This is a genomic window from Stenotrophomonas muris, from assembly GCF_052751275.1.
On record NZ_CP199879.1, the window covers coordinates 3,817,501 to 3,833,531 of the forward strand.

12 protein-coding genes and 2 rRNA genes (1 of these 14 running past the window's edge) are annotated in these 16,031 nt (G+C 66.7%); 8 read left to right on the plus strand and 6 right to left on the minus strand.

Annotated elements, in window-relative coordinates; all coding sequences use genetic code 11:
- Together ACUVWL_RS17735 and rrf are read left to right on the plus strand one after the other, a co-directional pair.
- Positions 1-1,737: ribosomal RNA gene (locus ACUVWL_RS17735) — 23S ribosomal RNA — on the plus strand (it extends 1,143 nt beyond the left edge of the window).
- Positions 1,738-1,862: 125 nt separating this feature from the next.
- Positions 1,863-1,977: ribosomal RNA gene (gene rrf, locus ACUVWL_RS17740) — 5S ribosomal RNA — on the plus strand.
- Positions 1,978-2,328: 351 nt separating this feature from the next.
- On the opposite strand, the gene ACUVWL_RS17745 is transcribed toward rrf, so the two are convergent.
- The 3 genes from ACUVWL_RS17745 to hemH all read right to left on the minus strand — a co-directional run bounded on the left by ACUVWL_RS17745 (position 2,329) and on the right by hemH (position 6,538).
- Complete coding sequence (locus ACUVWL_RS17745) at positions 2,329-4,434, minus strand: methyl-accepting chemotaxis protein (RefSeq protein WP_049442114.1); 2,106 nt, start codon at positions 4,432-4,434, stop codon at positions 2,329-2,331.
- Between the two features lie 290 nt (positions 4,435-4,724).
- Positions 4,725-5,579: an alpha/beta fold hydrolase gene (locus tag ACUVWL_RS17750; protein ID WP_032957858.1), complete on the minus strand. Its 855-nt coding sequence runs from the start codon at positions 5,577-5,579 to the stop codon at positions 4,725-4,727.
- On the minus strand, positions 5,576-6,538 hold the full coding sequence (hemH, locus tag ACUVWL_RS17755) for a ferrochelatase (RefSeq protein ID WP_032957857.1): 963 nt from the start codon (positions 6,536-6,538) through the stop codon (positions 5,576-5,578). Before hemH ends, ACUVWL_RS17750 begins: the two co-directional genes overlap by 4 nt.
- Positions 6,539-6,703: 165 nt before the next feature.
- On the opposite strand from hemH, the gene ACUVWL_RS17760 reads away from it, so the two are divergent.
- The 4 genes from ACUVWL_RS17760 (at position 6,704) to tatC (ending at position 9,126) form a co-directional block, all read left to right on the plus strand.
- Complete coding sequence (locus tag ACUVWL_RS17760; RefSeq protein ID WP_046433307.1) at positions 6,704-7,603, plus strand: lipid-binding SYLF domain-containing protein; 900 nt, start codon at positions 6,704-6,706, stop codon at positions 7,601-7,603.
- 75 nt (positions 7,604-7,678) lie between these two features.
- Positions 7,679-7,906, plus strand: coding sequence for a Sec-independent protein translocase subunit TatA (tatA, locus tag ACUVWL_RS17765; RefSeq protein ID WP_014648907.1), 228 nt, complete (start codon positions 7,679-7,681; stop codon positions 7,904-7,906).
- Between the two features lie 15 nt (positions 7,907-7,921).
- The gene (tatB, locus tag ACUVWL_RS17770) at positions 7,922-8,380 is read left to right on the plus strand and encodes a Sec-independent protein translocase protein TatB (protein WP_032957854.1); all 459 of its coding nucleotides are present in this window, start codon (positions 7,922-7,924) and stop codon (positions 8,378-8,380) included.
- Positions 8,377-9,126, plus strand: a complete 750-nt coding sequence (gene tatC, locus ACUVWL_RS17775) for a twin-arginine translocase subunit TatC (RefSeq protein WP_005420449.1) — start codon at positions 8,377-8,379, stop codon at positions 9,124-9,126. Before tatB ends, tatC begins: the two co-directional genes overlap by 4 nt.
- 85 nt (positions 9,127-9,211) lie before the next feature.
- Here the strand turns inward: tatC and ACUVWL_RS17780 are convergent, their stop codons facing one another.
- The 3 genes from ACUVWL_RS17780 to ACUVWL_RS17790 are packed head-to-tail and all read right to left on the minus strand — an operon-like array spanning position 9,212 to position 12,727.
- Positions 9,212-10,123, minus strand: a complete 912-nt coding sequence (locus ACUVWL_RS17780) for a BPSS1780 family membrane protein (RefSeq protein WP_014648905.1) — start codon at positions 10,121-10,123, stop codon at positions 9,212-9,214.
- 50 nt (positions 10,124-10,173) lie between these two features.
- The gene (locus ACUVWL_RS17785) at positions 10,174-10,920 is read right to left on the minus strand and encodes a glutamine amidotransferase (protein ID WP_014648904.1); all 747 of its coding nucleotides are present in this window, start codon (positions 10,918-10,920) and stop codon (positions 10,174-10,176) included.
- On the minus strand, positions 10,892-12,727 hold the full coding sequence (locus ACUVWL_RS17790; protein WP_014648903.1) for a GspE/PulE family protein: 1,836 nt from the start codon (positions 12,725-12,727) through the stop codon (positions 10,892-10,894). Before ACUVWL_RS17790 ends, ACUVWL_RS17785 begins: the two co-directional genes overlap by 29 nt.
- Before the next feature lie 83 nt (positions 12,728-12,810).
- Here ACUVWL_RS17790 and glyQ point away from each other — a divergent pair, with 83 nt between their 5' ends.
- Both glyQ and glyS read left to right on the plus strand, forming a co-directional pair.
- Complete coding sequence (gene glyQ / locus ACUVWL_RS17795) at positions 12,811-13,722, plus strand: glycine--tRNA ligase subunit alpha (RefSeq protein ID WP_014648902.1); 912 nt, start codon at positions 12,811-12,813, stop codon at positions 13,720-13,722.
- Between the two features lie 87 nt (positions 13,723-13,809).
- A complete protein-coding gene (gene glyS, locus ACUVWL_RS17800; RefSeq protein ID WP_142235021.1) occupies positions 13,810-15,885 on the plus strand; it encodes a glycine--tRNA ligase subunit beta in 2,076 nt (691 codons plus the stop codon).
- Positions 15,886-16,031 lie beyond the last annotated feature (146 nt).

The window sequence follows — 16,031 nt, forward strand, 5'->3', positions numbered from 1 at the left end:
GGGGTGCATAACTTTGTTATGCGCGGTAGAGGAGCGTTCCGTAAGCCGTTGAAGGTGGATTGAGAAGTCTGCTGGAGGTATCGGAAGTGCGAATGCTGACATGAGTAACGATAATGCGGGTGAAAAACCCGCACGCCGAAAGCCCAAGGTTTCCTTGCGCAACGTTAATCGGCGCAGGGTGAGTCGGCCCCTAAGGCGAGGACGAAAGTCGTAGTCGATGGGAAGCAGGTTAATATTCCTGCACCTCGCGTAAGTGCGATGGAGGGACGGAGAAGGTTAGGTGTACCAGGCGTTGGTTGTCCTGGGGAAAGGCGGTAGGTTTGGATCTTTGGCAAATCCGGGATCCTCTAAGACCGAGCACCGAGACGAGCCTTTATGGCGAAGTCACTGATACCACGCTTCCAGGAAAAGCTCCTAAGCTTCAGCTTACGCAGACCGTACCGTAAACCGACACAGGTGGGTAGGATGAGAATTCTCAGGCGCTTGAGAGAACTCGGGTGAAGGAACTAGGCAACATGGCACCGTAACTTCGGGAGAAGGTGCACCCTTTTTGGTGGCTCGTGCGAGCTATAGCTGAAGAGGGTCGCAGTAACCAGGCCGCTGCGACTGTTTATCAAAAACACAGCACTCTGCAAACACGAAAGTGGACGTATAGGGTGTGACGCCTGCCCGGTGCTGGAAGGTTAATTGATGGGGTCAGCCGCAAGGCGAAGCTCTTGATCGAAGCCCCAGTAAACGGCGGCCGTAACTATAACGGTCCTAAGGTAGCGAAATTCCTTGTCGGGTAAGTTCCGACCTGCACGAATGGCGTAACGACAGCGGCGCTGTCTCCACCCGAGACTCAGTGAAATTGAAATCGCTGTGAAGATGCAGCGTTCCCGTGGCAAGACGGAAAGACCCCGTGAACCTTTACTATAGCTTTACACTGAACGTTGAGTTCGTCTGTGTAGGATAGGTGGGAGGCTATGAAACTGTGGCGCTAGCTGCAGCGGAGCCATCCTTGAAATACCACCCTGTCGTGCTTGACGTTCTAACCTGGGCCCATTATCTGGGTCGGGGACCGTGTATGGTGGGTAGTTTGACTGGGGCGGTCTCCTCCTAAAGAGTAACGGAGGAGCTCGAAGGTACGCTCAGCGCGGTCGGACATCGCGCACTGTGTGCAAAGGCATAAGCGTGCTTGACTGCAAGATCGACGGATCAAGCAGGTAGGAAACTAGGACTTAGTGATCCGGTGGTTCTGTATGGAAGGGCCATCGCTCAACGGATAAAAGGTACTCCGGGGATAACAGGCTGATACCGCCCAAGAGTTCATATCGACGGCGGTGTTTGGCACCTCGATGTCGGCTCATCACATCCTGGGGCTGTAGTCGGTCCCAAGGGTATGGCTGTTCGCCATTTAAAGTGGTACGCGAGCTGGGTTCAGAACGTCGTGAGACAGTTCGGTCCCTATCTGCCATGGGCGTTGGAGATTTGAGAGGGGCTGCTCCTAGTACGAGAGGACCGGAGTGGACGAACCTCTGGTGTTCCGGTTGTCACGCCAGTGGCATTGCCGGGTAGCTATGTTCGGAAGCGATAACCGCTGAAAGCATCTAAGCGGGAAGCGCGCCTCAAGATGAGATCTCCCGGGGCACAAGCCCCCTGAAGGAACCATGTAGACTACGTGGTTGATAGGTCAGGTGTGTAAGTACAGCAATGTATTGAGCTAACTGATACTAATGATCCGTGCGGCTTGACCATATAACCTCAAGTTGCCTTGGCTTTACGACAACGTCGTAAGAGCATCCAAGTGCACGCTACGTCACAAGAACTATGCGAGGCTGGCGCCTCGTCCCCCGGGACGAGTGCGACTCTCCAAAAGCCTCCCTGGTGAAATTAGCGCTGTGGAACCACCCGATCCCATCCCGAACTCGGAAGTGAAACGCAGCTGCGCCGATGGTAGTGTGGCTCAAGCCATGCGAGAGTAGGTCATCGCCAGGGTTTATACCCCAAACCCCGCTGCTCACGCAGCGGGGTTTTTCTTTGTGCGCAGAACATGTGGGTAGTACCGGCCGCCGGCCGGCACCGCCATAGCTGCACACCGGCCGGTAGATGCACGCCATGCGTGGATATTCTCCGCGGGCAGCCCCAGCGCCAACCAAGGTTGGCGACTACCGAGGGCATGCGGGCGCACAGTAGATCCACGCCGTGTGTGGATGCGGCGCCAGCCAGGGTTGGTCGCTCCTCACGGCAGGTCCGGAAGCGGACTTTCCTGACCCATCACGCAAAAGCAGGCAAAAAAACGGCGCCCTGCGGGCGCCGTCTTGACCGGGATGGAACTGCAGGCCCGGATCAGGCGGCCCGCGAGACCTCGTGCGGTTCCTGCTGGCGGAACACCGATACCGCCTCGGTAAGCGTACCCGCCTGCGATTGCAGCTCGCGTGCGGCCGCGGTGGCTTCCTCCACAAGCGCGGCATTCTGCTGCGTCGCCTGGTCCATCTGCACCACGGTCTGGTTGATCTGCTCGATGCCGACCGACTGCTCCTGCGAGGCCGCCGAGATCTCGTGCATCAGGTGGCTGACATTCTCAACGCCCCCGACAATGCCCTGCATCCGCTGGCCCGCATCGGCCACCAGCTGGGCGCCTTCGCCCACCTGGCGACCTGCCTCATCGATCAGCTTCTTGATTTCTTGAGCCGCAGCGGCGGAGCGCTGCGCCAGCACGCGCACCTCGCTGGCCACCACCGCGAAGCCACGGCCCTGCTCGCCGGCACGGGCGGCCTCCACTGCCGCGTTGAGCGCGAGGATATTGGTCTGGAAGGCGATGCCATCGATCACGCCAGTGATGTCGCCGATCCGCTTCGAGGCTCCCTCGATCGCCTGCATGGTGTCGACGACCCGCTGCATGGCGACGTTGCCATCGCTGGCGGCGCTCTGGGTGGTGATCGCCAGCTGGCTCGCCTCGCGCGCATGGGCAGCGTTCTGGCGCACGGTGGCAGTCAGCTCTTCCATCGAAGCGGCCGTTTCCTGCAGGTGCGCTGCCTGGCGCTCGCTGCGCTCGGACAGCGCGCCATTGCCCGCAGCGATTTCGCTGGCAGCGGTGCTGATCGAGGACGCGCACTGCTGGATACGGCCCACCATGCGCGCCAGCTGGCCGGCGGTGGCGTTGGCATCGCGCTGGATCGCGGCAAAGGCGCCGTGATACTCGCCATGCATGCGTCGATCGAGATCGCCGCTGGCCAGCGCCGAGAGCATCTGCCGCACCTCGTCAACCGTACTGCCCAACGTATCCAGCAGCCGGTTGATGCCACCGGTGAGGCCATCGAGGAAGCTGGCACCTTCGGTTGCCTGCAGGCGCTGGTCGAGGTCGCCGGCGGCGGCGGCCGCGACGATGCCGGCGACGGCGTTCTCCAAGGCGAGCTCATGGGTACGGTCATGCCACTCCACGGCAAAGCCCAGGCGCACGCCCTGTGCGTCGAAGACCGGAGTAACCACCTGTGCGAAGTGCACCGGGCCGATCTGTACCTTGCCGTTGTGGCTGACCTGCAGGCCATTGAGGATGGCGCGGATCCGGTCCGGGTTGGCGTGGAAGCGATGAATGCTGCTACCGACCAGGCGCTCGGCATCGAAATCGGGGAAGGCCTGGCGCAACGTTGCCTGCTGGTTGCGCAGCAGGGCCACCACCGAGCGGTTCACGTAGCGGATCACGTGATCGTTGTCGGCAATCATCATCGCGGTGCGCGAGGCATCGAGGGCCTGGCGGATCTGCGCGTTCTCGGCGTGTGCCTCCGCTTCGCGTCCACGCTGGGCCTGCACATGGCGTGCGGTGTCGGCCAGCGCATGGGCCAGCGAACCCGGTGCGTAGGCGGTGGTGTCAGCATGTGCACCAAGATCGGCGCCGGTGGCGATGTCGCGCGCCAGCGCGGCCAGCCGGCGGGGACCGTGGCCAAGTGCTTCGGTCTGCTGGCGGAGCCGCAGTGCGACCTGGCCAAGGAACAGGGTCAGGCCGGCCAGCATCGCGGCCTGCAGCAGCGCCGGCCCCACCGCAGCACCGGCCGGCAGCGGGGCCAGCAGTGCAAGCGTGCCGATGCTACCGGCCAGCCACACCGGCAGACGATCGCGATGGCCCAGCAGCACGCCCAGCAGCAGGGCGATCGGCAACGCCGGCGACAGGCCGGTGATCGCGGACAACAGGGCCAGCTGCAGCGCCACCAGGATCGCCAGGGCGTTGCGGGCGATGCCGCGGCCTGCCAGCGGACCGGCCAGCCACAAGGCGGGCAGCACAGCGCCCGCGGCCAACGCGGCGGCCACACCGTGCGGACCGCGCAGGGCCAGCACCAGCCCGGTCACGGCCAGTGCCGCGCTGCCGGTCAGCAGGCGGCGGTCAGCACCGCGGGCGAGCTGTTGCAGGTGCGACAGGCGGGCGGTATCGGGGGGACGGGCGGATGCAATGGACATCGGAGGCTCCTGGGTCAGCAGACGACAACGAGCACGCCGCAACGCACGCAGCAGGGCGTGACGAGGGCGGGTGCCGGGAATTCGAGGGATGCGGCGCGATCAGCGACGCGGAGAGGGGACACCGCGGCCACATCCTGTGGGTGACGGTGCAGCAGAGCGGGCATGCGGACTTCCTTGCAGAACCAGACACATGCCGCAGGACCGACCGGGCCCGCGTGCAGCGGGCGCAGGGGCCCGCAACTGATGTATCGGCCGCAAACGCGCGGAGTGAAGCGCGCGGACGCCTGCGCTCAGCCGGCGTTGTCGTTGCTGAAGAAGTGCAGGATCACGCCTGCGATCTGTTCCGGATCTTCCATGTGCAGGTGATGGTTGCCGGGAAACACTGCCAGCCGGCCATCCCGCAGGTGCTGCAGGCGATCGCTGCGCATCGGCTCGGGATAATACGACTGCGCCGGCGTGGCATAGATCACCTGTGTCGGGCACGCGATGGCCTGCAGCAGGTTGTCGATCTGGCCCTCGCTGAGGCGGATCGCGGTGGGCAGCATCAGGCGCGGATCGCTGCACCAGCGATACCCGCCTTCGACCGGTTCCACGCCGCGCTCGACCAGCAGTCGTGCGCACGGTTCGCTGAGCTGGTTGGTCATCATCCGTGCGCGGATCGGCGCGGCCAGGTCGGGGAACACGCGCAGCTGCTTGCGCGCCAACGCACGGGTTGCGTTCACGTGCTCGCGCAGGCGATGGGCGGTCTCTTCTTCGGGGCCGCGCAGGCCGCCGAGAGCTTCGATCGCCACCAGGCGTTCGACGCGGTCGCTGACCGAGGCGGTGAGGCTGGCGATGCCGGCGCCCATCGAATGGCCGAGCAGGCTGAAGCGGTCCCAGCCCAGGGCGTCGGCCACATCAAGCACGTGGCAGATCGCGGCCGCCGTGGTGTAGCTGGCACCGGCCGGCAGGTGCGCGCTGTGGCCATGGCCGGGCAGGTCGATCGCCACCAGCTGCAGCGACGCCAGGTGCGGCGCCAGCGGCACGAAGCTGGCGGCATTGTCGAGCCAGCCATGCAGGGCCAGCACGCGCGGGCCGTCGCCGCTGTTGCGCAGGCCGGCGACGCGGGTGCCGCCCACCTCGAGTTCAAAGGGTTGCAGACTCATGCCAGCGAGGCCACGGCCAGTCGTGCCAGGGCGCGCGCGTGTTCCGGTTCGGCATTGAGGCAGGGGATGTAGCGCATCGTCGCGCCACGTTCGGCCAGCGTTTCGGTGAAGCCCATCGCGACTTCTTCCAGCGTTTCCAGGCAATCGGTGGCGAAGCCGGGGCAGACCACGTCGATCTGCTTCACACCGGATTCGGCCAACGCCCACAGGCTCGGCTCAGCGTAAGGCTGCAGCCAGCGCTCGCGGCCGAAGCGCGACTGGTAACCCATCTGCCAGTCGTCCTTGCCCAGGCCCAGCGCGTTGGCGATGGCCTGCGCGCTGGCCTCGCAGCGCTGCGGATACGGATCACCCGCGTCGGCCAGGCGCTGCGGGATGCCGTGGAAGGAGAACATCAGTTTCTGGCTGCGGCCGTGCTGTTCCCAGTAGCGGCGGATCGAGCCGGCAACGGCCTCGACCCAGCCCGGGTCGACCGAGTAGTCGCGTACCAGACTGACGGTCACGCCCGGGTTGCGCCGCTGCCAGGCGTCGACGCGGTCCTCGACCGAGGCGGTGGTGGTGGTGGAGTACTGCGGGTACAGCGGCAGCACCACGATGCGGCGTGCGCCTTCGCCGGCGAGGCGGTCGAGCTCGTGGGCCAGGGCCGGTTCGCCATAGCGCATTGCGTGGCGCACTTTCAGGGTTGGCAGCAGGGCCTGCATCGCCTGCGCCAGCTGCCGGGTATGGACCATCAGCGGTGAGCCATCCGGCAGCCAGACCTGGGCGTACTTGGCCGCCGAACGGCTGCTGCGCAGCGGCAGGATCAGTCCGCGCAGCAGCGGCTGCCACAGCAGTGGCGGGATCGCGACCACGCGGCGGTCGGACAGGAATTCGGCCAGGTAACGGCGTACGGCGGGGGCCGTCGGCGTATCGGGCGTGCCTAGGTTGACCGCCAGCACGGCGGTATCGGGTGCGTCGAGCATGGGGTGCATTGTCGCCGATCCGGTGTCGCACCGGGATGCAGGGTTCGGATTGCAGGCATAGCGGGCATCTATGTGAGCGGGGAGCGCTCATTGGCGATTCATGACAACACTACTAATTTCAGTCACTTGCTATATCTTCCTATGGACTGACTTCTGGAGCCTGCCATGCGTCGCCCGATCCAAGCCCTGCTGATCGCCGCCAGCCTGCTGTCCAGCCAGGCCATGGCCGGACCGCAGGAAGACCAGCGCGCCCGCAATGCCGTGCGCGTGCTGGCGGAGATCCAGGAAATCCCTGAACAGGGAATTCCGGACAAGTTGCTCGACGAAGGCCGCGCGGTCATCGTCATTCCCGACACGATCAAGGCCGGCCTGGTCATTGGCGGTCGTCGCGGCCACGGGCTGATGTCGGTGCGCATGCCCAATGGCGCCTGGTCCAGCCCGGTATTCGTCAAGCTGACCGGTGGCAGCATCGGCTTCCAGGCCGGCGTCCAGTCTTCGGACGTGGTGCTGGTGTTCCGCAACGACCGCAGCCTGGACAACCTGGTCAATGGCAAGTTCACGCTTGGCGCCGATGCCGGCGTTGCCGCCGGTCCGGTCGGCCGCAATGCCGCCGCCGCCACCGACGGCCAGCTGAAGGCCGAGATCTGGTCGTGGTCGCGCGCGCGCGGCCTGTTCGCCGGTGTTGCGCTGGATGGCGCGGTGCTGCAGATCGACGATGCCGCCAACCTTGACGCCTACGGCAGCAACACCACGCCGCGCATGATCTTCGAAGGTCGCGCCGTCGGTTCGCCGTCGATGGACGTGGTCGCCTTCCGCGATCGCCTGGAAGAGGCCACCTACGCCGCCCGCAACAACCGCAACGGCAACGGTGGCAATGCACCGCGTCCGGCGCCGGCGCCGGCTGCCGCCCCTGTGCCTGCGCCTGTTCAGGCAGCACCGGCGGCCCCGGCCGAAGCCACCACCGCGCCGCTGCAGAACGTTCCGCAGAACCCGCCGCCGCAGCAGCAGGGCTTCCAGCCGGTCAACGACGGCGAAATCCGCACGGAAACGCTGGGCGGAAACTGACTTTCGTCACGCGCGCCGGCTAACAGCCGGTGCGCTATGCTCGACAGCCTGATCACTAACGTAACGAGCGTCTTTATGGGCAGTTTCAGCATCTGGCATTGGTTGGTCGTGCTGGCCATCGTCCTGCTGGTGTTCGGCACCAAGCGCCTGACCAGTGGCGCCAAGGACCTCGGTTCGGCGGTCAAGGAATTCAAGAAGGGCATGCGCGACGACGACAAGCCGAACGCGCAGCTGGGCGACGAGTCGCGCAGCCAGGACGCCTCGCGCACCGCGCAGGACGAGCACGACCGCACCCCTCGCTGATCCGGAGCGGTCGCGGTGTTTGATATCGGCTTCAGCGAACTGCTGGTGATCGCCGTGGTCGCCCTGGTGGTGCTCGGTCCCGAGCGCCTGCCCAAGGCGGCCCGCTTTGCCGGCCTGTGGGTGCGTCGCGCCCGCAATCAATGGGATTCGGTGAAACAGGAACTGGAGCGCGAACTGCAGGCCGAGGAGATCAAGCGGCAGATGCAGGACGTTCGCCAGGGCATGCAGGACACCGAGAACCAGCTGCGTGCCAGCGGCGAAGCGATCCGTCGCGAAGCGCAGGAGGCGCAGCAGCAGGGCGATACGCTGGCGCAGGAGGTACGCGCACCGGCGCCTGCGGATCTGCCGCCGCATATGAGCGGCCTGACCCGTGCCGATGCACCGGTACAGGAGGGCGTCGCTCCCGAGCCGACGCCGGCGACACCCCCTGAAGCCGGTGCGCCGCCGCCGCCGCGCACGGAGCGCCAGCCATGAGTGAACAGGATTTCGGCGAGAGCTCGCTGGTCGAACATCTGGTGGAACTGCGCGGCCGCCTGGTGCGCGCATTGCTGGGCCTGGGCGTGGTGCTGCTGGCGCTGCTGCCGTTCACCCAGAAGCTGTACAACGCGTTGGCCGAGCCGCTGGTCTCGCAGCTGCCGAACGGGCAGACGATGATTGCCACCAATCCGGCCGGCGCCTTCTTCGCGCCGTTGAAGCTGACCTTCTTCGTTGCCCTGTTCGTGGCGGTGCCGTGGCTGCTGTACCAGCTGTGGGCCTTCGTCGCGCCCGGCCTGTATGCGCGCGAGAAGCGCCTGGCGGTGCCGCTGCTGGTGTCCTCGGTGCTGCTGTTCTACACCGGCTGTGCCTTTGCCTACTTCCTGGTGCTGCCGGCGGTGTTCCACTTCCTCACCACCTTCAGCCCGGACGTGATTGCGATCACCCCGGATGCAAATGCCTACCTGGATTTCGTGCTGGCGATCTTCTTCGCCTTCGGCGGCAGCTTCGAACTGCCGGTGGCGATGGTGATCCTGGTGCTGCTGGGCTGGGTGACGCCGCAGCAGTTCAAGGAAGGCCGCGGCTACGCGATCGTCGGCATCTTCGTGCTGGCGGCGGTGCTGACCCCGCCGGACGTGGTTTCACAGCTGATGCTGGCGATCCCGATGTGCCTGCTCTATGAGCTGGGCATCCACGCCGCACGCTGGCTGGTGCCGTCGTCGGCAGTCAAGAAGCCCGCCGCCTGAAAGAAAAAAGGGGACGGAGGGGATTAAGTCGTTTATGCCCAGTGTGTGCAGCTAACGACTTAATCCCCTCCGTCCCCTTTTTTCATCAGGCGTGGAAGATGTCGCTCGAGGTCGGCGTGGTCGGGATCGGCGGTGCGGCGCGGCTGCCACGGTGCACGAACATCTGCTTCCACGCGGCGTAGACCGCGCCGACATACAGCGGCATCAGCACCGTGGTCAGCACCAGCTGGGCGATGAAGGCGGCGGCCAGCGGGCCGCCGATCAGCATCGCGATCTGGATCACGATCACGAACAGGATGTAGATGCAGAACGCGGCGATCAGGCCGAGCACGGCGAACACGATCATTGCGCCGATGTTCTCGATGCAGCCCTGCAGGCTCAGGCGCAGCGCGTGCATGCCGCTCTGCTTGTCGAACACCACCAGCGCCGGCTGGGTGAACATTGCCAGCGACAGTGCGACCGCGCTCAGGAACACCAGCAGCATCCACAGTGCGATGCGCTTGGCCGGCAGGTTGGCCACCAGCGCCGCGGCATCGTCCGGCTTGATCTGCTGGCCACTGCGGCTGATCTCTTCCATCTTGGTCATGACCTCGCTGAAGGCGGTGAAGCCTTCGCGGCCGATCATCAGGAACAGCAGCGCGCCCAGCAGCAGCACCGCCAGCACCTGGATCGCCAGCGGCACCAGCAGGTGGCTGACGCGGTGGTCGCGGATCGGCTGCAGCAGGTGCGAGGCCAGGCCCGGGCGACCTTCGTCGATCTCACCCACGGCGTACAGCATGCCGCCGAACATGATCGGCGAGATGGCCAGGGTCATCAGCTGCACGGCCATGCCGGCAGCGCCGGGAATCAGCGTCGACAACAGGGTGACCACCCAGCTCACCAGCAGCCAGGTCAGACCGATCCGGGCCAGCTGCAGCGGCGCACGCCGATACAGCGAGAACGTATCCAGCAACCACTGGGCGCCCGCCGAGGCCGGCAGCTTGCGAATCTCTTTCATGGACATCCGGGAAGGACAGGAGGGGGCCGGGCGCTTGCCCGTGCCGCCGATTATCCCTGTTTTGCCGCCGGCTGGGCTGAAGACAGCCGCGCCTGGCGAACGAAGCGGCGCAGCAGCTGGCGCGCCAGCGGTGCGGCGCTGACCGCGCGCTCGATGCTGCGGGCACAGCCGCCATGGCGGCCGATGCAGTCGGCGCGGGCACGCACGTAGCCGCGCATGTGGTGGGTGGCGAACTCGGGGTGGAACTGCACGCCCCAGGCCTGGCGCCCCCAGCGGAAGGCATGGCAGCCATCCAGCGGCGAGCGTGCCAGTACTTCGGCGCCGTCGGGCGCGCGCAACACGGTCTGCAGGTGGGTGGCGTGGGCGGCGAAGTGCTGCGGCAGGCCCTGGAACAGCGGGTCCTGCGCGGCCTGCGGCTGCAGCTCCAGTTCGATCGTGCCGGACTCGCGCCCGGCCGGGTTGTAGGCCACCTCCCCGCCCAGCGCGTGCGCCAGCAGCTGGTGCCCGTAGCAGATACCGAATACCGGCAGGTCGTCGTGGGCGGCCTGGCGCAGCCATGCGGCACTGCGCTCACTCCATTCGGCGTGGTCGGTGACGAAGGCGGCCGAGCCGGTCACCAGCACGCCGGCGAAGGCATGCGGGTCGGGCAGGGCATCCCCGTGTTCGACATCGACCACCACCGTCTCGTGCTCTTCCAGCCCGGCGGCCACCCGGATCCAGTGCGGGAAGCGCCCGTAGCGGCGCAGCGACGGCACCGGGCGGCCGGTTTCAAGGATCAGGAACGGGGCTGGGTTCATCCGGGGGCGGCAGGACTGACAGGACTTCCTCGATTGTAGTCAGCCCCTGCGCCACCTTTTCAAGCCCGGCCTGGCGCAGGGTTCGCAGCCCTTCAGCCCGCGCGGCACGGGTGAAACCGGCCAGATCCATGTCGGCGCGGATCTGCCCACGCAGCCGCGAGCCCAATGGCAGCAACTCATACAGGCCGATGCGGCCGAGGAATCCGGTGCGCCGGCACTCCAGGCAACCAACCGGCCGACAGGGCGTGGCGGCATCTGGATATGCAGCTTGGCTATCAGCCAGCACCGCCCAGTCGGCAGCACCAAGGGTGTGCGGCTGCTTGCAGTGCGGGCACAGGGTGCGCACCAGGCGCTGGGCGAGGATGCCGTTGAGGGTGCTGGCCAGCAGGTAGTGCGGCACGCCCAGGTCGAGCAGGCGGGTGACCGCCGACGGCGCGTCGTTGGTATGCAGCGTGGACAGCACCAGATGGCCGGTCAGCGAGGCCTGCACCGCCATCTGCGCGGTTTCCAGATCGCGGATCTCGCCGATCATGATGATGTCCGGGTCCTGCCGCAGCAGGGTGCGCACGCCGCTGGCGAAGTCCAGGTCGATGTTGGCCTGCACCTGCATCTGGTTGAACTCGGGCGCGATCATCTCGATCGGGTCCTCCACGGTGCACACGTTCACGTCCGGCGTGGCCAGCCGCTTCAGCGTGGAATACAGGGTGGTGGTCTTGCCTGAGCCGGTCGGGCCGGTGACCAGCACGATGCCGTGCGGGCGTTCGACCAGTGCATTCCAGCCGGCGGCCTCCTGCGGGCTGAAACCCAGCTGGTCGATGCTCTTGAAGGCGGCATCCGGGTCGAAGATGCGCATCACGCACTTCTCGCCGAAGGCGGTGGGCATGGTCGACAGGCGCATCTCGACCTCGCGGCCGCCCGGCGAGCGGGTCTTGATGCGGCCGTCCTGCGGGCGCCGGCGTTCGGCCAGGTCCATGCGGCCGAGCACCTTGATGCGGCTGACCACGGCGGTCATCACCGCCGGGGGCACCTCGAAGACCTTGTGCAGCACGCCATCGATGCGGAAGCGCATGCGCCCCATCTCGCGGCGCGGTTCCAGGTGGATGTCCGAGGCGCGCTGTTCGTAGGCATATTGCAGCAGCCAGTCGACGATGTGCACGATGTGCTGGTCGTCGGCATTGACGTCGCCGGTACGGCCCAGCTCGACCAGCTGCTCGAAGCTGGGCAGGGTGGTGCTGGCTTCGCCGCGGACATCGCCGCGCGCGCCACGCACCGAGCGGGTCACCCCGTAGAACTCCATGGTGTAGCGGTGCAGGTCGAGCGGATTGACCACCGCCAGCTCGATGCTGCGGCGGGTCAGGTGCTGCAGGTCGCGGCGCCACTCCTGCACCAGCGGCTCGCTGGTGGCCACCAGCACCCGTTCGGCATCCACCGCCAGCGGCAGGAAGCGGTGGCGGCGGGCGTAGGCATGGGAGACCAGCGCGGTGACCGCAGCGACGTCGACCCGGGTCGGATCGATGCGCAGGTAGCGGCTGCCGGTGCGCCGGGCCAGCCATTCGGTCAGGCGTTCCAGGGTCAGTTCGCCACCGTCGCGGGCGGCCAGCTTGAGGTTGGACAGCAACACCAGCGGGTGCACTTCACTGGCGTTGCGCGCGCCCTGTGCGGAAAACCGCATGCGCTCGACGTCGTGCTCGGCCACCAGGCCATCGGCCAGCAGCGCTGCGCAGACCTGTTCGAAATGCAGGCGGCCCCACGGCAGCGGGATGTCGCCTGGCTCGCCGGGCGTGCCCACCGGCAGCCGATGTTCCATCTGCCTGCTCCTCCCGGGTACGGAATGCCCCGCAGGTCGGCCGTTATACTAACGCACCCCCTTGCCGGCCAAGACTCGTACGCATGTCCGCGACCCCGACCGTTCCGATCACCTTCCAGGGCCTGATCCAGACCCTGAACCAGTTCTGGGCCCAGCAGGGCTGCGTGCTCATCCAGCCGCTCGACCTGGAGGTGGGCGCCGGTACCTTCCACCCGGCCACCTTCCTGCGTGCGATCGGTCCGGAACGCTGGAACGCGGCCTACGTGCAGCCGTCGCGCCGCCCGACCGATGGCCGCTACGGCGAGAACCCGAACCGCCTGCAGCGCTACTACCAGTACCAGGTGGCGATGAAGCCGGCGCCGGACAACATCCAGCAGCTGTACCTGGATTCGCTGAAGGCGCTGGGCATCGACCCGCTGGTGCACGACCTGCGTTTCGTCGAGGACAACTGGGAATCGCCGACGCTGGGCGCCTGGGGCCTGGGCTGGGAAGTCTGGCTCAACGGCATGGAAGTGACCCAGTTCACCTACTTCCAGCAGGCCGGTGGCCTAGAGTGCCGCCCGGTGCTGGGCGAGATCACCTACGGTCTCGAACGCCTGTGCATGTACCTGCAGAACTGCGACAACGTCTACGACCTGGTCTGGACCTACGGCCCGGACGGGCAACCGGTGACCTATGGCGACGTCTACCACCAGAACGAAGTCGAGCAGAGCACCTACAACTTCGAATACGCCGACGTGGACGAAATGTTCCACCGCTTCGATGCCTGCGAGCGTGAAGCGCAGAAGCTGGTCGAGGTGGGCCTGCCGCTGCCGGCCTACGAGCAGGTGATGAAGGCCAGCCACACCTTCAACCTGCTCGATGCACGCCGCGCGATCAGCGTGACCGAGCGCCAGCGCTACATCCTGCGCGTGCGCGCGCTGGCCCAGGCGGTGGCCAAGGCGTACTACGAGCAGCGCGAGAAGCTGGGCTTCCCGGGCGCGAAGAAGGCCTGACGGGCCGTCGGCACCCACCCGCTTTTCATCAACTACCCGGGGCGCCGGACGCGTCGCGCGCTGCGCCCCCACCACAGGATCGAACCGATGAGCCAACTGTCCCCCCTGCTGATCGAACTGGGCACCGAGGAGCTGCCGGTCAAGGCGCTGCCGGGCCTGGCCCAGGCGTTCTTCGACGGTGTTGTCGAAGGCCTGCGCACGCGCGGCGTCGCGCTGGAACTGGGTGATGCACGCCCGCTGTCGACCCCGCGCCGCCTGGCCGTGCTGCTGCCGGGCGTGGGCCTGGAACAGCCGGAACAGCACAGCGAAGTGCTGGGCCCGTACCTGAACATCGCACTGGACGCCGAAGGCCAGCCGACCAAGGCGTTGCAGGGCTTCGCCGCCAAGGCCGGGATCGACTGGACCGCGCTGGAGAAGACCACCGACAACAAGGGTGAGCGCTTCGTGCACCGCGCGGTGACCCCGGGCGCACGCACCGCCAGCCTGCTGCCGGAGATCCTGCGCGAGGCGATTGCAGCGATGCCGATTCCCAAGCCGATGCGCTGGGGCGACCACACCTGGGGCTTTGCCCGCCCGGCGCACTGGCTGGTGCTGCTGCACGGTACCGAGGTGGTGGAGGCCGAACTGTTCGGCCTGCAGGCCGGCCGTGTCAGCCGTGGCCATCGCTTCCACCACGACCAGCCCGTGTCGCTGGCCCAGCCGCAGGACTATGTTGAAGCCCTGCGCGCCGCCTTCGTGCTGGTCGACCCGCGCGAGCGCCGTGCGCGCATCGTCGCCGAGGTCGAGGCCGCCGCGGCCAGGGCCGGTGGCAGCGCCCGCATCACCGACGACAACCTGGAGCAGGTGGTGAACCTGGTCGAGTGGCCGTCGGCGGTGCTGTGCAGCTTCGAACGCGCGTTCCTGGCAGTGCCGCAGGAAGCGCTGATCGAAACGATGGAGATCAACCAGAAGTTCTTCCCGGTGCTGGATGCCGCAGGCACGCTGACCGAGAAGTTCATCGGCATCGCCAACATCGAATCGAAGGACGTGGCCGAAGTGGCCAAGGGCTACGAGCGGGTGATCCGCCCGCGCTTTGCCGACGCCAAGTTCTTCTTCGACGAGGACCTGAAGCAGGGCCTGGCGTCGATGGGCGACGGCCTGAAGACGGTGACCTACCAGGCCAAGCTCGGCAGCGTGGCCGACAAGGTGGCGCGCGTGGCCGCCCTGGCCGAAGTGATCGCACCCCAGGTGGGTGCCGATGCCGTGCAGGCCAGGCGGGCTGCCGAATTGGCCAAGAACGACCTGCAGTCGCGCATGGTCAACGAGTTCCCGGAGCTGCAGGGCATCGCCGGCCGCCACTACGCCGTGGCCGGTGGCGAATCGACCGAGGTGGCGCTGGCCATCGACGAGGCCTACCAGCCGCGCTTCGGCGGTGATGACATCGCGCTGTCGCCGCTGGGCAAGGTGCTGGCCATCGCCGAACGCGTCGACACGCTGGCCGGTGGTTTCGCCGCGGGCCTGAAGCCGACCGGCAACAAGGACCCGTTCGCGCTGCGCCGCAATGCGCTGGGCCTGGCCCGCACGATCATCGAAAGCGGCTTCGAGCTGGACCTGCGCGCGCTGCTGGCCAGCGCCAACGCCGGCCTGGCCGCGCGCAACGTGCAGGCCGATGTCGGCGAGCTGTACGACTTCATTCTCGACCGCCTGAAGGGCTATTACGGCGACAAGGGCGTGCCGGCCACGCACTTCAACGCGGTGGCCGAACTGAAGCCGGCCTCGCTGTACGACTTCGACCGCCGCCTGGATGCGATCGGCACCTTCGCCGCACTGCCGGAAGCCGAAGCACTGGCTGCGGCCAACAAGCGCATCCGCAACATCCTGCGCAAGGCCGAGGGCGACATTCCGGCGCAGATCGACCCGGCGCTGCTGCAGGAAGACGCCGAGCGCGCGCTGGCCGAAGCGGTCACCGCCGCCATCGACGACACCGGCGCCAGCCTGCACCAGAAGGACTACGTGGCCGTGCTGGCACGCCTGGCGCGCCTGCGCCCGCAGGTCGACGCGTTCTTCGACGGGGTGATGGTCAATGCGGACGATCTGGCGCTGCGTGGCAACCGCCTGGCGCTGCTGACGATGCTGGGCGAGCGCCTGGGCAAGGTCGCGGCGATCGAGCATCTGTCGAGCTGATGCCCGTATCGGTAGTGCCGGCCGCTGGCCGGCATTACCCCGCGCACCGCATCGCCGGTGGATGTCCATCGGGGTCATTGCCGGCATCGCGCACGATGCCGGCATCCTCGCCTGCATTCACGATGATCGCCACAAAGGTGCGTATT

Coding starts and splice junctions, on each gene's coding strand:
- ACUVWL_RS17745 (WP_049442114.1), bottom strand. CDS start 4,434: ATGTCCATTGCATCCGCCCGTCCCCCCGATACCGCCCGCCTGTCGCAC.
- ACUVWL_RS17750 (WP_032957858.1), bottom strand. CDS start 5,579: ATGAGTCTGCAACCCTTTGAACTCGAGGTGGGCGGCACCCGCGTCGCC.
- hemH (WP_032957857.1), bottom strand. CDS start 6,538: ATGCTCGACGCACCCGATACCGCCGTGCTGGCGGTCAACCTAGGCACG.
- ACUVWL_RS17760 (WP_046433307.1), top strand. CDS start 6,704: ATGCGTCGCCCGATCCAAGCCCTGCTGATCGCCGCCAGCCTGCTGTCC.
- tatA (WP_014648907.1), top strand. CDS start 7,679: ATGGGCAGTTTCAGCATCTGGCATTGGTTGGTCGTGCTGGCCATCGTC.
- tatC (WP_005420449.1), top strand. CDS start 8,377: ATGAGTGAACAGGATTTCGGCGAGAGCTCGCTGGTCGAACATCTGGTG.
- ACUVWL_RS17780 (WP_014648905.1), bottom strand. CDS start 10,123: ATGAAAGAGATTCGCAAGCTGCCGGCCTCGGCGGGCGCCCAGTGGTTG.
- ACUVWL_RS17785 (WP_014648904.1), bottom strand. CDS start 10,920: ATGAACCCAGCCCCGTTCCTGATCCTTGAAACCGGCCGCCCGGTGCCG.
- ACUVWL_RS17790 (WP_014648903.1), bottom strand. CDS start 12,727: ATGGAACATCGGCTGCCGGTGGGCACGCCCGGCGAGCCAGGCGACATC.
- glyQ (WP_014648902.1), top strand. CDS start 12,811: ATGTCCGCGACCCCGACCGTTCCGATCACCTTCCAGGGCCTGATCCAG.
- glyS (WP_142235021.1), top strand. CDS start 13,810: ATGAGCCAACTGTCCCCCCTGCTGATCGAACTGGGCACCGAGGAGCTG.